Below are 14386 nucleotides of genomic sequence, written 5' to 3'. Positions count from 1 at the left end.
ATTCATCAGTTCGGGAATCCCCCAAAGTTTAGAATGGTTCGAGCGATTGCCCTGGCCGTCAGGATACCAGAGGGGACCGGGGCGCGTCATGATTTTAGCCTTCAGCCTGGGCCTTCAGCCTGGGACTTTAGCCTGGAGGGCGACGGGCGACCGTCAGAACAGGTCTTCGAGAATGCCCTTCTCGCGCCGCTCGATGATCGGCGAGGCGCCGGTGGTCGGCGGCCGGCCGAGCGCCCGGTTCTCGCGCAGGCGCCGGCTTTCCGCCGCCGGGTCAACCTGGGAGCCGTAGTCCGCCGGCTCGCGCCAGAACAGCAGCATGTCGGTGAACCCCCGGCTTTCGGCGGCCAGGGCGCTGGTTTCCTCGTCCACCACCTGGCGGATGTTGGGAATGGCGCTGTCGGTGCCGGCCTTTTGCAGCAGGGCGCGCTCGCCCGTGGTGACGCCGGCGGGCAGGGCCTGCCGGTCGGCGTCCGCCCGCGCCGGCCCGCCGGTGATGACGCGGCGCGCCTGATCGCGCGTCGTGCCCTCCTGCGGCCGGGGGGCGCCGGGCTTCGGCGGCGTCAGGTTGTACTCCGGCGGCAGGCTGAGGGGCGCGCGGGTGACCACGGCGAACTCGTCGGGCGCCTGCTTGTCGAGCCCCAGCGCGCGTTTCGGATTGTCGCACCCGCCCAGCCCGGCCAGCAGGCCGGCGGCAATCCCGATGGCGACCCATCCCCGCATGTCAGCGCTCCGCAAATGGTCTAACGTTCCGGAGTCTTAGGCGATTTCGCGCCCCCGAACAAGGCATCCCAGACCAGCAGGGCCGCCCCCACGGTGATGCCCGAATCCGCCACGTTGAACGCCGGCCAGTGCCAGCCGGCCCAATGAAAATCCAGGAAGTCCATGACCGCGCCGTACAGCGCCCGGTCGATGGCGTTGCCGAGGGCGCCGCCGATGATCAGCCCCAACGCCACGACCAACTGCCGGCTCTCAGCCCGGCGCAGCCACCAGGCCAGCGCGGCCGCCACCACCAGCGCCAGCCCCGTCAGCAGGATCGGCGTCCATGGCGACCCGGTGGCCAACAGGCCGAAGCTCACCCCCCGGTTCCAGGTGGTGATGATGGTGAAGAACGGGGTCACCTCCAGGCCGCCGAGGGGCGGGCGCAGCCCGGCGAAGACGGCGTACTTGGTGGCCTGGTCGAGCGCCACCACCACCGCCGCCAGCCCCAGGCCCCACCGCAACGGGTAGCGCACGCCCGGACCCGCCATTGCTCAGCCCGCCATTTCGGGCAGGCGCGCCACCACGTCGTCGCAGCGCCCGCACACGCCCGCGTGCGCGTGGGTGCCGACATCGGGCAGCACCTTCCAGCAGCGCTGGCACTTCTCGCCCGCCGCCAGATCGACCACCACCGCCACCTCGTCCTCGCCCTCCAGGCGGAAGGCGTCGGCGGGCGCCTCCACGTCGGCCTTCAGCGTGATGTCGGAGGTGATGCAGATGTCGGCCATGCCCAGGTCGGCGCAGGCGGCGACCACGTCGGCGGGGGCGTAGACCACCGGATGCGCCTGCAGGCTGGCGCCGATGCGCTTGTCGGCGCGCGCTCGTTCCAGCGCCCCCGTCACCACGCGGCGCAGGCGGCGCACCTTGGCCCACTTCTCGGCCAGGGCGTCGTTGCGCCAGTCGACCGGCACGGTCGGGAACACCTTGTCGTGGACGGTCTCGTCTTCCCCGGGGTTGCGCACCAGCCACGCCTCGTCGGCGGTGAAGCAGATGAACGGCGCCAGCCAGCGCACCAGATGGTCGAACAGCACGTCGAGGACCGTCCGCGCCGCCCGGCGCCGCGTGTCGTCCGGCGCATCGCAATAGATGGCGTCCTTGCGGATGTCGAAATAGAACGCTGACAGGTCGGAGCCGCAGAACGTCAACAACTCCTGGAACAGGGTGTGGAAGTCGAAATCGTCGATGCACCGGCGCGCCACCGCATCCAGCTCCGTCAGCCGGTGCAGAACCCAGCGTTCCAGTTCCGGCATGTCCGCGACCGGCAGCCGTTCGGCGTCGGTGAAGCCATCCAGGCTGCCCAGCATGAAGCGCAGGGTGTTGCGCAGGCGCCGGTAGCTGTCGCCGACCTGCTTGAGGATCGATTTGCCGAAGCGCAGGTCGTTGGAATAGTCCGACGACACCACCCAGAGCCGGAGAATATCGGCGCCCATGTCCTCCCAGACGTCCTTGGGCGAGATGACGTTGCCCTTGGACTTGGACATCTTGTCCTCGCCCTTTTCGTCCAGGATGAAGCCGTGCGTCAGCACCGCCTCGTACGGCGCCCGGCCGCGCGTGCCGCAACTCACCAGCAGCGAGGAATGGAACCAGCCGCGATGCTGGTCCGAGCCTTCCAGGTACAATGACGCCGGCCATTGCAGGTCCTCGCGGGCCTCCAGCACGAAGGCGTGGGTGGCGCCGCTGTCGAACCAGACCTCGACGATATCGGTGACCTTGTCGTAGTCATCCGGATTGTGATCGGTCCCCAGGAACCGCGTCTTGGCGTCCGCGTGGAACCAGCAATCGGAGCCCTCGGCCGCGAAGGCGTCGGCGATGCGGTCCAGCACCGCCTGATCCCGCAACGGTTCGCCCGACTGCTTGTGAACGAAGATGGGCATGGGCACGCCCCACGCCCGCTGGCGCGAGACGCACCAGTCCGGCCGGCTTTCGATCATCGAGCCGATGCGGTTGCGGCCCGCCGCCGGCACCCAGCGCGTGGCGTCGATACCGTCCAGCGCCTTCTTGCGCAGATCGTTCGTCTCCATGGAGATGAACCACTGCGGCGTGTTGCGGAAGATCAAGGGGGCCTTGGACCGCCAGGAGTGCGGATAGCTGTGGACCAGTTTGCCGTGGGCCAGCAGGGCGCCGACGTCCCGCATGGCGTCCAGGACGGCGGGGCCGACCTTGAACACGTGCTGGCCGGCGAACATTGGCACATGGTCGAAATACAGGCCGTCGCCGTTCACCGTGTCGGGCACGGCAATGCCATGCGCCATGCCGAGCCAGTAGTCGTCCTCGCCGTGCCCGGGGGCGATGTGGACGAAGCCCGTGCCCTGGTCGGTGGTGACGAAATCGCCCGGCAACAGCGGCACGGGGAAGTCGTAGCCCTGGCCGTGCCACGGGTGGTGGCAGACGGCGCCGGCCAGGTCCGTGCCCTTGAAGGTCGCGGCGATCTCGTGGCCGGTGATGCCGGCATCGGCGCACACCTGGTCGACGAGGTCCTTGGCGACGGCGAACCGCTCGCCCGGCACGGCAAGGCTGGCCTCGGCGGCGTCGGTCACCCGGACCACGGCGTACTCGACATCCTCGCCGTAAGCGATGGCCCGGTTGCCCGGCATGGTCCACGGCGTGGTGGTCCAGATGACGATGTTGGCGTTTTCCAGTTCCGCCAGCGGCGCCCGGTGGACCGGGAAGCGCACCCAGATGGTGGTCGAGGTGTGATCGTGGTATTCGACCTCGGCGTCGGCCAGCGCGGTCTTCTCGACCACCGACCACATGACCGGCTTGGCTCCCCGGTACAGGCCGCCGTTCATCAGGAACGTGCCCAGTTCGCGGGCGATCTGCGCCTCGGCGGCGAAGGCCATGGTCGTATAGGGATGGTCCCAGTCGCCGACGACGCCCAGGCGCTTGAACTCCTCGCGCTGCACCTCGATCCACTTTTCGGCGAAATCCCGGCATTCCTTGCGGAAGGCCACAGGATCGACGCTGTCCTTGTCCTGGCCGCGCTTGCGGTAGCCCTCCTCGATCTTCCATTCGATGGGCAGGCCGTGGCAGTCCCAGCCGGGGACGTAGTTGGAATCCTTGCCCAGCATCTGGTGGGCGCGGACGATCACGTCCTTGAGGATCTTGTTGAGCGCGTGGCCCATGTGCAGGTGGCCGTTGGCGTAGGGCGGGCCGTCGTGGAGGATGAACTTCTCCCGCCCCTTCGACTGCTCGCGCAGGCGCCGGTAGAGGTCCATGCGCTGCCAGCGGTCCAGGATCTCCGGCTCCTTTTTCGCCAGCCCGGCCTTCATGGGGAAGTCGGTCTGGGGCAGGAAGACGGTCTTCTTGTAGTCCACGCTCATGGCTCAACCCTAGACTCAAGCAACCGGCGCGCGTCATCCGCATCCGCCGCGATCTGGGCCTTGAGCGCCTCAAGGCCGTCGAATTTCCGTTCCGGTCGCAGGTGCGCGACCATTCGCACCCGCAAATGCTGACCGTACAGGTCGTCGGCGAAGTCGAACAGGTGCACCTCCAGCAGCGGCGTCGTCTCGTCGAAGGTCGGGCGCCGGCCATAGTTCGCCACGCCCCGCCGCCACACCGTCTCACGGCCCCGGTCCACTCCGGCCAGCACGGCATAGACACCGTCCGCCGGCCGCACATAGTCGCCCAGGCGCAGGTTGGCGGTGGGGAAGCCGATGGTGCGGCCGCGCGCGTCACCGTGTTCGACCCGGCCCTCGACCTCCCACAGGTGACCCAGCACGGCGGCGGCCTCGTCCATGCGGCCGGCCTGGATGGCCTCGCGCGCCCGGGTCGACGACAGAAGCTGGCCGTGTTCGTCGGTCACCGGTGTCACGGCGGTCACGCCGAACCCCAGGTCGGCGGCCATGGCCCGCAACAGGGAGGCATCGCCGCGCCGGCCCTGGCCGAAATGATAGTCCTCGCCGATCACCACATGGCGCACACCCAGACCCCGCACCAGCACCGCCTCGACGAACCATTCCGGCGAGTGGCCGGCGAACGCCTTGTCGAAGTGCTGCAGATACAAGAAGCCGGCGCCCAGATCCTCGAGTCGATGCGCTTTCGTGCGCAGGGTGGAGAGGGCAAAGGGCGGCAGGTCGGGTTGGAACAGGCGGCGCGGGTGCGGGTCGAAGGTCATCACCCCGAACGGGGCGTCGTTGCCCAGCGCGCGCGCCGCCGCGGCCGCCGTCTCGATGACCAAGCGGTGCCCCCGGTGCACGCCGTCGAAATTGCCCAGCGCCACCGCCCCGCCGCGATACTCGGGCGGAAATTCCTCGTGGTGGCGCACAATGCGCATGGTGGGCGCGGCTCCGTGACGGGCGGTGAGCGATCGGGTGGGACGGCGCTCACAGGTAGGCGATCCGGCGCGACGGCGCAAGGCGCAATGCGGGGCGGCAACGCCCCGGTGTTTGTGGCCGGACGGCTCAGACGGACCGCGCGAAGCGGGTGATGGCGCTGGCCGGCACCAGGGCGAGCCCGCGCGCCCGCGCCGGCTCGATCCAGGCGGCGAGGGCGGCGATGGTGGCGTCGCGCGGGTGGCCGATGGCCACGGCATGGCCGTGCCGCGTCGCCACCCGCTCCAGTTCGGCCAGTTGCCGGTCGACGGCACTGCGTCGGGGATTGTGGTCAAGGAACACCGTGCGCTCCAGGAACGGCACACCGGCCGCCGCCGCCAGCCGGGGCGCCACCGAGGCGCCCGTGGTGCGGCTGTCGAGGAACAGCAGTTCGCGGCGGCGCGCCACGTCCATCACCACGCGCATCCCGGCGGCATCGGCGGTGAAGCGCGAGCCCATGTGGTTGTTCAGCCCGATATAGCCGGAAAAGGCGCCCAGCGCGCGGTCGAGCCGGCGCCGGATCTCGGCCGCCGATTGGTCCACGTACAGCGCCCCCGGCCCCGGATCGATGTCGGCGTTGCCGGGCTGCATGGGCATGTGCAGCATCCGTTCGTGACCGAAAGCCCGGCCGGCGGCGGCCTGCCCCGGCAACTCCTTGGCGTACGACATGAACGACAGCGTCAGCGGCCCCGGCAGCGACAGGACGCGGGCGGTGCGCGCGCGGTCCACGCCCAGGTCGTCGATGACCACGGCGACCATGGGCCGCCGCCCGGGGTGTGGCACGTTCATGGCATTGGCCAGCCACAGCGGCGCGCGCGGCGACGCCGGCACCCGCGCGGTGGAGGGTGCGGGGTCAGGCTCCGGTGTGATCCGCAGTGGTTCGGACCCGGCCGACGCAACCGTGTTCGAGGCCGTGTTCGAGGCCGGGGCCGGCTGATGGCCCTCGGCCGGTTTCGGCCCGGGCACCGGCGCCGGCGGGCGGCTGGCCAGCACGGTTTCGTCCGGGCGCACGACACGCGACGGCGCGGCCGGGGTCTCCAGCACCTCCGGCGAGGCGCCCTCGGCCATGGGCAGGTCGATGCGCACGGCCGAGGCGTCCGGCACGTCGGCCAGGGTCACGGTGCCGGGCCGGCGCGGGCTCGGCGGCACCGGGGCGCTGGCCAGGGGCGCCGGCGGTTCGGCCGACTCGGGCCGCAAGCGCAGGCCGGCCACAAGCCCCACGGCGAACAGCACGGCGCCCCCCGCCATGGCGCGGCGGCTGACAACGCCCGGCGCCCGGCCCATGGCCCGGCGCGCGCCGCCGTTCCCGGACACCGCCCAGGCCGGACGCGCCGAGGCGGACGCGCGCTTGGCCGTCGTCTTGCGGGCCGCCGGCTTGGCGGCGGTTTTCTTCGGCCCGGATTTTGGCGCGGTCTTCGCGGGCTGTTGGGGGCGCGCCTTGGCCTTGGCGGTGGTCGAGGCGGAGGCCCCTTTCTTGGGCGCGCGTTTGGCCGCCGACGTATCCGACGCGCGGCGACCGCCGCGCGCGCCACCCTTGCCGGTGCCGCGCGCGCTCCCGCGTCCCTTGCCCGATCCCGTGCTGCCCGCCGTCATGCGCACCGTCCATTGCCGCGCGTGGAGAATGAGTGTACATCGCGTTTGGACACAAGGCAAAGGCTAACAAACCTCGACCTTCTTCACAACAAGTCAATTCAAGCCATTGTAATAAAATAAATAGTGTTAAGGGGCGCGTTCGGATTGCTGTCACTCGGCCGCCACGTCCAGGCGCGCCAGCGCCTCACGCGCCGCCGCTGCCTCCGGGCTGTCGGGCGCGCCCGCCAACACCCGCTACCAAAGGGCGCATACCTCGGCTGGCGCACGCGCGGCGCCATCGGCACCCATTCCGGATCGGGCGGGTCGTTTACAGACCGTCCCGGATGCGCTTAAAGTGCAGGCGCCCAGTTTTGGGTCACTTGTCGTTCTTTCTGGGCGCCTTGACAACGCGCAAGGAATCATAGTTCACAGTAGTTCCTCAACCGACTATCGGGGTACTTTTCCTGGAAAAGGCGTAGGCGTCATGACAGACGGTTGGCAAGAACGGAATTGGCGTGCGTTTTACGAAACGGCTTGGTCCGAACGCGCGAATTACATTTCCGACCTTATAGATTCAGGTGAAAGCAGCATCACTCGATGCATTAACTTGCTTCGAGTTAGGGAAAAATACTATAGAATGAAATCAGATCTGGATGGCAGCGGCGCGTCTTGGAGAAAAGTTAAGAGTGAAGAGGAAATCGACCCAATAGACAAACGCAATATTTTTACCCAAAAACCATTTATGGGGAAATACATTCTCCTTCCATATTATACTCGGCCTTCTCACATGGAATTTGTTTTAGATTATTGGAATCACAAGGGACCCTTTGACGCGGTTGTCGAGCTTGGGTCTGGCTTTGGACTTCGTATATTTGAACTATTTTATGCCGGCATCCCAGCGTCTATACCGCTATTTGGCGGAGAGCTGACCGATAGTGGCGTTTCAATATCAAGAAAACTAGCGGCATTGGACCCCAGGATAAATGCCACCTTTTTTAGCTTTGACCATCTTTCTCCTGACCTACATCCTGTAAAGGAGAAGAAATTCGACAACCTTCTTATGTTTACGTGTCATTCCTTGGAGCAGGTTCACAAAATACCCCGGGCGTTCTTCCGAGAGCTAGCGAATTGCGCCCCTAACGTTACTGTCATACACATGGAGCCATTTGGATTCCAAATAAGCGCGGAAACAAAAACGGCACTTGACCACAAGAAATTTATTGAGGACCGCAAATGGAACGTCAACTTCTCTGAAGCCGTCAAGCAAGCTGTCGCAGATGGGACGTGCTCCGTTGAGACGGCAATCATGGACGCTTTTCTTCCAACAGATGATATCAACTCGACTTCACTGTTGGTGTGGAAAAACATCCCGTCTAATTCTTAGTTTGCATGTCTTGCAAGGCGCTGTCCGCGCGCGGTCACGCCCTTAACGTCAAGCGCCGGCCCCGCCCGCGTGCCCGTTTTGCGCAGGAGTCCCGCATGACCCCCGCCCCACACCTCCTCTGCCTCGGCCTGGGATACACCGCCGGACGGCTGGCCCGCGCGGCGATGGCCCGGGGCTGGCGCGTCACCGGCACGTCGCGAACCGCCCGGGACGCCGCCACGCTGGAGACGGACGGGATCCGGGGCCTGGTATTCGACCGCGAGCATCCGCTGCCCGGCGAGGCCCTGGAGGACGTGACACATGTGCTCGTCTCGGTGCCCCCCGACGACCAGGGCGACCCGGTCCTCGAAATGTTCGGCGAGGCCCTGGCCGCCGCGCCGGGCCTGCGCTGGGTCGGCTATCTGTCGACCACCGGCGTCTACGGCGACGCCGGCGGCGCCTGGGTGGACGAGACGAGCCCGACCCGGCCGACTCAGGCGCGGTCCCGCCGCCGGGCCGAGGCCGAGGCCGGGTGGCTGGCCCTGCACCGCGACCACGGCGTGCCGGTCGAGATCTTCCGTCTGGCCGGCATCTATGGCCCCGGCCGCAGCGCCATCGACAGCGTGCGCGCCGGCACCGCCCACCGCGTGGTCAAGCCCGGGCATGTGACCTGCCGCATTCATGTGGACGACATCGCCCGGGCACTGGCGGCGGCCATGGAGGCGCCGGCCCCGGGCACGGTGTTCAACCTCGCCGACGACGAACCCGCCCCGCCGCAGGACGTGGTGGCGGAGGCCTGCGCGCTGCTGGGCGTCGCGCCGCCGCCGGAGGTGCCGCTGGAGGCCGCCGACATCTCCCCCATGGCCCGCAGCTTCTACGCCGACACCCGCCGGGTGTCCGCCGCCCGCATCAAGGCGCGCCTGGGCCTGCGCTGGCGCCACCCCACCTACCGCGAGGGGCTGCGGGCCATCCTGGCCGAGGAGGGCGACGCACCGCGCGCCACGGGCGCATGACCCGTGCTGAGGCCGGGGCGGCGCCGCGACTCGGGCTGGTGCTGCTGGCCGCCGGCCAGGGCCGGCGCATGGGGGGCGCCAACAAGCTGCTGCGGGACCTGGATGGAGCACCGCTGGTCCGCGTCGCCGGGGCGTCGCTCGCCGCCGCGCTGCCGGATGCCGCGCGGGTGGTCGTGACCGGCCGCGACGGCGACGCCGTGGCCGCCGCGCTGGATGGCCTGGGCTTCGCCCGTGTCCACAACCCCCGATTCGAAGAGGGCATGGGCGGATCGCTGGCGGCGGGCGTCGCGGCGCTGCCCGATCCGGTGGAAGGGCTGTTGGTGGCCCTGGGCGACATGCCCGGCCCGTGGGAGGCGGTCGTCCCGGCCGTGGTGGCCGCCTTCGCCGCCGATCCCTCGCCGGCGACGGCCATTGTTCGTCCCACCCACGCCGACCAGGACGGCCACCCGGTGCTGTGGGGCGCGGCCCATCGCCCGGCCCTGGCCGCCCTGAGCGGGGACGTCGGCGGCCGCGACCTTCTGCGCCGGCACATCGACCGCCTCCGGCGGGTGGCCGTGGACGACGGCGCGTGTGTCCACGACATCGACCGGCCGCAAGACCTGGACGCGGCGCGCGCCCGGTTGGCGGACGGCGCCGAGCGAAAAGGGTGGTACGCTGGGGGGCCATCGTCGTAATCAGGGGGTGTGGTCGGCGTCCCATCGCCGGCCCCCCCTTCTCCGCCAGAGGTTCGCCGTGAGTGCCACTGCCTCCCCCCGTCAGACCGACCTGTCCGATCTGCACCCGCCCATCGCGCCTTACGACTCGGGCGTGCTGGCGGTGTCGGACGGCCACGCCCTGTACTGGGAGCAGTGCGGCAATCCCGACGGCCTTCCCGTCGTTTTCCTGCACGGCGGTCCCGGCGCCGGCACGTCGCCGACCTATCGCCGCTTTTTTCATCCCACCCGCCACCGCGCCGTCTTGTTCGACCAGCGGGGGTGCGGCCGGTCCAGCCCGCGCGCCTCGCTGCACGCCAACACGACGTGGCATCTGGTCGACGATATCGAGCGCCTGCGCGCGCACCTGGGCATCGACCGCTGGCTGGTGCTCGGCGGATCGTGGGGCAGCACCCTGGCGCTCGCCTACGGACAGGCGCATCCCGACCGCTGCCTGGGGTTCGTGCTGCGCGGCGTGTTCCTGTTTCGCGCCGCCGAGGTCGATTGGTTCCTGAACGGGATGGGCACGTTCTTTCCCGAGGCCCGGGACGCGTTCCTGTCGTTCCTGCCGCCCGAGGAGCGGGGCACGCCCCTGGAGAGCTATTACCGCCGCCTGTGCCATCCCGACGCGGCGGTGCACGGTCCGGCGGCCGTGGCCTGGAGCCGCTACGAGGAGGCCTGCTCCCGCCTGGTGCCGCGCGCCAGCGAGACGTCGGCCGAGTCCTGCGTGCCGCTGGCGCGGATGGAGGCGCACTATATGATGCACGCCGGCTATCTGGAGGAAGGCCAGTTGCTGCGCGACATGCCGCGCATCCGGCACCTGCCGGCGACCCTGGTGCAGGGCCGCTACGACCTGGTCTGTCCCCCCACCAGCGCCTGGGAGCTGCACAGCGCCTGGCCGGGCAGTCGGCTGGTGATGGTGCCCGATGCCGGGCACGCCGCCATGGAACCCGGCATCCGCCGGGGCATCATCGAGGCCCTGACGACGATGACGCGGTAGAGGTGTCGGCGCGTGGGTCGGCGGCGGCTTCGTGCAACCGGCGGCGGCGGCGGGCCGCACGCACCAGCCCGCGATACAGCCCTGCCTGGCGGCCCCGGTAGACCAGCAGTTCCGGGTGCCACTGCACGCCGACCAGGAAGCGCCGGCCCGGCACCTCGATGGCCTGGACGATACCGTGCCGGTCGCGCGCCGCCACCGTCACGCCGCTGCCCAGGCGGTCGACCGATTGGTGATGCAGGCCGTTGACCCGCGTCGTGGCGCGCCCCAACATCCGCCGCAACCGCGACCCGGGGGCCACATCAATCTGTTTGGTGGGCAGGATCGTGCGCCGGCGCGGCGCCCCCTCAAAGACGGCGTGGATATCCTGATGCAACGTGCCGCCCAGCGACAGGTTGAGCATCTGCGCGCCCCGGCACACGCCCAGCACCGGCAGGCCGAGCCCTGCCGCCCGTTCCAGCGCCGCCAGTTCGAACGCGTCGCGCGCCGGGTCGATGCGCACGTCGAGCGTCACATCGCCGCCGTAGACGTCCGCCCCGATATCGTCGCCGCCGCCGATCACCAGCGCGTCGAGGTCCTCCACACGGGCCAGGTCGTCCGTGGGCACCAGGCGTCGCGGCACCGACCCCGCCAGCAGCAGGGACAGCGCGTGCAGCGGCCACAACCGGCCACCCCGGCGCCCGGCGGAGCCGGTCACACCGACGCGGGGCCACCGGCGGCTCAACGGTGGTCGCAGGTTGGTCATCGCGTCAGCTCCTCCGGCAACTTGCCGTTGCGTATGAGGGATCCGACGGCGTAAAGCAGGCCGAGCCCGGCCAGTGGGTCATCGGCCGTGAACAGCTCCGCCCGCGCCGTCGCGGCGCGTTTCCATTGCGTCTCCACCCGCTCGCGCGACTGGAGCGGCACCATGGCATCGGCCAGCCCCCCGGCCAGATGCCGCAGGGCGCGCCACCAGCCGCCGCCCCGCGCCTCGGCCCGCGCGCGCATCCATGCGCTTTCCAGGGCGTCGAACCGCGCGCCGTCCTGGGCCAGATCCTCGATGGCGCCGAGAATCCAGACCAGCGGGACCTTTGTCCGCTGGCCCAGGCGCGGCTCCGGAACGGCCGGTAGGTGCCCATCCACCATCATCCGGTACAACAGCCACGGATAGTCCACCCCCGACTCGATCGACTGGAACAGCCCACCCCAGAAACGGGGGTTGACCTCGATCAGCCGAGGGACGCCCGACGCCGTGCCGTCCCACCGGTAGTCGAGTTGGACGACGCCGGTCCAGCGGAGCGGCCGCAACAGGCGTTCCGCCGCCGCCGGCATGGGCCCGGCGTCCACCGTTTCCCGCAGGACTCCGAAACCGCCGGCCCCCGGAAAGGTCTCCAGGTTGCGATAGGCCATGTGCACGCGCGGCTCGCCGTCGTGGTACAGCGCCGTCAGGCAGTAGTCCTCGCCCGCCGCCAGACCCTGCACCAGCACCGTCCCCTCGGGATCGACGGCCCGTGCCGCCTCGAACGCCGCATCCATGTCCACCACATCGGCGACGCGAGCGATGCCGCGCCCGCCGGTCGACGATGCCGGCTTGACGAACACCGGCAGGCCGATCTCGCCGGCCGCGTCACGGGCCGCCTGGGGGCTGCCGGCGATCCGCGTGGCCGGGGCCTCCACGCCGAGACCACCCACCGTCTTCGCCAGCCGGTTTTTGGGCACGACAGCGGCGATGGCCTCGGTCGGCGGCGCCGCCACCGTCGCCACCGGCTCGAACACCGCCCGCTCCCGCGCGATCAGCGGGGTGTCCTCGTGGATCGGCATGATCATATAGGGGCGCTCGTCGCCAGGCGCGTGCGCCCGCACCCCCTCGGCCAGCGACTCCAGGTGGCCGGTGCCGTCGGGCCCTTTTGGCGCGTGCAGGAACGTGCGCGTCACGTACCGCGAGAACGAGAGCGCCATCATCGGCGTCTCATCGCAGCCGATCACCTCGATCCCACGCTGGCCAAGGGACCGCGCCACCGCCAGCGCCATCAGGCTGCGCCCGTGGGTCAGGACCACGCGCCCTGGTGTCGGCTCCTTGCCGTCTTCGCTGGAATTGAGGGAGGTCATACTCCGGCCTACATCAACCATGGGGACGCCCGACGCCGAGGGGGGCTTCGGTCGCCGTGACCGGTTCACACGACGGACGGGCTTGGGTCAAGCAACTGGAGCCGGGCCGCCCGGAGCCGCTCGCCCATCACGGGGACGAAGCGGCTCAGCAGGTGGTAGCCCAACTCCGCGTCGGTCTCCATCTTGGCGCGCAGGCAGACCCCGTCAAGGCTGACCGCCCGGACCAAGCCGACCGCGCGGGCGTCGAACGTCCACCGGTACGGCGCCACCAGCCAAGACCACCCCAGGATATCGTCGGCGTGCAGGGTTTCCAGGACCACGGCGCCCCGGTCCGGCACGCTGACCTGCACCGCCACCTGCCCATGGCGCAGGATGAAGAACCGGTCGGCGAACTGGCCCTCGCGAAACAGGTGCTCGCCGTCCTCGAAGCGTTCGTTCTTGGCGCATCCCGCCAGCTCATCAAGCAGGCGCGGTCCCATGTCCGCGAAGAACGGATGCGCCGTCAAAAGGTCGTTCAGGTCCTGAATGTGTGCCATTCCTGTCCCCCGTTTGATTGTAACCCGGAGCGCCTGGCCTGCGTCCGTCTCAGGCCGCGCCCTATCCCGCCCCTGCACCGCCCTGCCGGCCATGTCCAGACCGGCCGCCCCCTGACCCGCGAGCGCACCCACCGGAGCGCCGCCGGCCGGTTGATGAGCTGCACCCGGCGCCGCCATGCGCCGTGTGTGCCGTGTGCGCCTTGTGCGCCTTGTGCGCCTTATGCGCCTTATGCGCCTTGTGCGCCACAAGGTCCGCCCACCTTGGCACAGCAGGCGGGACCGAACGTGGCCTTTCGTCCAATGCCGCAAGAGACGGCGCGCCCCACCGAGCCGCCCCCCCCCTACGGTCCCGCCGTTGCTGCGGCGCAGTATACTGGACCAGCTTGTCCGTGGCCATGATACCGGCCGACGAAAAGGCTGACCTTTTCGGAGGCTGGCCGGCGCGACCTTGGCGTTGCTTAGCGACGCCAGCTTTTTCAGGCTGGGGCCGGCGCCCACGGCGCCGCTTCGCGGCGCCCGACTCCAGGATGGTCGCCCCCTTTGGGCGGCCGGGGCGGCGGAGCCGCAAGCCCCGAAAGGGCGCCGCGGCGACAGAGACGAAAGACTCATCGTCACCGGTTCGTCGCAGCGACCGTGTGGTGCAGGACTCGCGCTCATCGTCGCCTGGTATTGCGGCCGCCGCCCCCGGCAACGTCCTAAGGTTCCGCCTGGACCGTTCAGGTTCGCGCGAGCCTTGCGCGGCAGGCCGGCGCGGCAGGCCGGCCAAGAAGACGCCCACGGCGCCCCGCGCGCCCCGGTGTCGCCACACCATGCGCCGGTCGGCACCTCCCCGCAAAAAGGGCACGCCGTCCGAGCCGCCGCCCGAGCCGCCGCCCCCGCATTGTGCCCCTGAAGTCCGACGTCGGACACCCGACCGGCCTTCACCGGCCACCCCGCTCGTCCACGCCCGGAAAAAGAACACCCGGCACGCGGTGATCGCGTCCGGGTGATTCTTCGATGGTTCGGCAGGCTCGGATAAATGATAAACGATCCGGTCCTATGAAAACGGTCGTTCCCCCT

At 69.6% G+C, this 14386-nt stretch carries 12 protein-coding genes; 4 read left to right on the top strand and 8 right to left on the bottom strand.

Going from position 1 to position 14386, the window contains the following annotated elements:
• Positions 1 to 153: 153 nt before the first annotated feature.
• From Q0309_RS09425 to Q0309_RS09405, 5 genes are all read right to left on the bottom strand, one after another.
• The gene (locus tag Q0309_RS09425) at positions 154 to 720 is read right to left on the bottom strand and encodes a DUF3035 domain-containing protein (protein ID WP_299439905.1); all 567 of its coding nucleotides are present in this window, start codon (positions 718 to 720) and stop codon (positions 154 to 156) included.
• Positions 721 to 740: 20 nt separating this feature from the next.
• Positions 741 to 1247: a signal peptidase II gene (gene lspA / locus Q0309_RS09420; RefSeq protein ID WP_299439903.1), complete on the bottom strand. Its 507-nt coding sequence runs from the start codon at positions 1245 to 1247 to the stop codon at positions 741 to 743.
• A 3-nt stretch (positions 1248 to 1250) separates the two neighbouring features.
• Positions 1251 to 4076 carry an isoleucine--tRNA ligase gene (gene ileS / locus Q0309_RS09415; RefSeq protein WP_299439901.1) on the bottom strand — a complete coding sequence of 942 codons (2826 nt, stop codon included), beginning with the start codon at positions 4074 to 4076 and terminating at the stop codon, positions 1251 to 1253.
• On the bottom strand, positions 4073 to 5029 hold the full coding sequence (locus Q0309_RS09410; protein ID WP_299439899.1) for a bifunctional riboflavin kinase/FAD synthetase: 957 nt from the start codon (positions 5027 to 5029) through the stop codon (positions 4073 to 4075). The genes ileS and Q0309_RS09410 overlap by 4 nt, the downstream gene beginning before the upstream one ends.
• Positions 5030 to 5156: 127 nt before the next feature.
• Positions 5157 to 6659 (bottom strand): divergent polysaccharide deacetylase family protein, encoded by a 1503-nt coding sequence (locus tag Q0309_RS09405; protein ID WP_299439897.1) that lies wholly within the window; start codon positions 6657 to 6659, stop codon positions 5157 to 5159.
• Positions 6660 to 7122: 463 nt separating this feature from the next.
• On the opposite strand from Q0309_RS09405, the gene Q0309_RS09400 reads away from it, so the two are divergent.
• From Q0309_RS09400 to pip, 4 genes are all read left to right on the top strand, one after another.
• Complete coding sequence (locus tag Q0309_RS09400) at positions 7123 to 8022, top strand: hypothetical protein (RefSeq protein ID WP_299439895.1); 900 nt, start codon at positions 7123 to 7125, stop codon at positions 8020 to 8022.
• Between the two features lie 95 nt (positions 8023 to 8117).
• Entirely contained in the window at positions 8118 to 9014 is an 897-nt protein-coding gene (locus Q0309_RS09395) for an SDR family oxidoreductase (protein ID WP_299439893.1), read from the top strand.
• Positions 9011 to 9688 (top strand): nucleotidyltransferase family protein, encoded by a 678-nt coding sequence (locus Q0309_RS09390; RefSeq protein WP_299439891.1) that lies wholly within the window; start codon positions 9011 to 9013, stop codon positions 9686 to 9688. Before Q0309_RS09395 ends, Q0309_RS09390 begins: the two co-directional genes overlap by 4 nt.
• A 58-nt stretch (positions 9689 to 9746) precedes the next feature.
• A complete protein-coding gene (pip, locus tag Q0309_RS09385) occupies positions 9747 to 10706 on the top strand; it encodes a prolyl aminopeptidase (protein WP_299439889.1) in 960 nt (319 codons plus the stop codon).
• On the opposite strand, the gene Q0309_RS09380 is transcribed toward pip, so the two are convergent.
• The 3 genes from Q0309_RS09380 to Q0309_RS09370 all read right to left on the bottom strand — a co-directional run bounded on the left by Q0309_RS09380 (position 10675) and on the right by Q0309_RS09370 (position 13327).
• Positions 10675 to 11448 carry a gamma-glutamyl-gamma-aminobutyrate hydrolase family protein gene (locus Q0309_RS09380; protein WP_299439887.1) on the bottom strand — a complete coding sequence of 258 codons (774 nt, stop codon included), beginning with the start codon at positions 11446 to 11448 and terminating at the stop codon, positions 10675 to 10677. The genes pip and Q0309_RS09380 overlap by 32 nt on opposite strands.
• On the bottom strand, positions 11445 to 12791 hold the full coding sequence (locus tag Q0309_RS09375; RefSeq protein WP_299439885.1) for an ATP-grasp domain-containing protein: 1347 nt from the start codon (positions 12789 to 12791) through the stop codon (positions 11445 to 11447). Before Q0309_RS09375 ends, Q0309_RS09380 begins: the two co-directional genes overlap by 4 nt.
• 65 nt (positions 12792 to 12856) lie before the next feature.
• Positions 12857 to 13327, bottom strand: a complete 471-nt coding sequence (locus Q0309_RS09370) for a cyclic nucleotide-binding domain-containing protein (protein WP_299439883.1) — start codon at positions 13325 to 13327, stop codon at positions 12857 to 12859.
• Positions 13328 to 14386: the final 1059 nt, after the last annotated feature.

This window comes from uncultured Rhodospira sp. (genome assembly GCF_937138205.1).
In the GTDB taxonomy this organism is placed as follows: Bacteria; Pseudomonadota; Alphaproteobacteria; order Rhodospirillales; family Rhodospirillaceae; genus Rhodospira.
The sequence above is the reverse complement of the archived record's forward strand: the minus strand, read 5'-3'. Positions and strand labels throughout refer to the sequence as shown.

Coding starts and splice junctions, on each gene's coding strand:
- Q0309_RS09425 (WP_299439905.1), bottom strand. CDS start 720: ATGCGGGGATGGGTCGCCATCGGGATTGCCGCCGGCCTGCTGGCCGGG.
- lspA (WP_299439903.1), bottom strand. CDS start 1,247: ATGGCGGGTCCGGGCGTGCGCTACCCGTTGCGGTGGGGCCTGGGGCTG.
- ileS (WP_299439901.1), bottom strand. CDS start 4,076: ATGAGCGTGGACTACAAGAAGACCGTCTTCCTGCCCCAGACCGACTTC.
- Q0309_RS09410 (WP_299439899.1), bottom strand. CDS start 5,029: ATGCGCATTGTGCGCCACCACGAGGAATTTCCGCCCGAGTATCGCGGC.
- Q0309_RS09405 (WP_299439897.1), bottom strand. CDS start 6,659: ATGACGGCGGGCAGCACGGGATCGGGCAAGGGACGCGGGAGCGCGCGC.
- Q0309_RS09400 (WP_299439895.1), top strand. CDS start 7,123: ATGACAGACGGTTGGCAAGAACGGAATTGGCGTGCGTTTTACGAAACG.
- Q0309_RS09395 (WP_299439893.1), top strand. CDS start 8,118: ATGACCCCCGCCCCACACCTCCTCTGCCTCGGCCTGGGATACACCGCC.
- Q0309_RS09390 (WP_299439891.1), top strand. CDS start 9,011: ATGACCCGTGCTGAGGCCGGGGCGGCGCCGCGACTCGGGCTGGTGCTG.
- Q0309_RS09380 (WP_299439887.1), bottom strand. CDS start 11,448: ATGACCAACCTGCGACCACCGTTGAGCCGCCGGTGGCCCCGCGTCGGT.
- Q0309_RS09375 (WP_299439885.1), bottom strand. CDS start 12,791: ATGACCTCCCTCAATTCCAGCGAAGACGGCAAGGAGCCGACACCAGGG.
- Q0309_RS09370 (WP_299439883.1), bottom strand. CDS start 13,327: ATGGCACACATTCAGGACCTGAACGACCTTTTGACGGCGCATCCGTTC.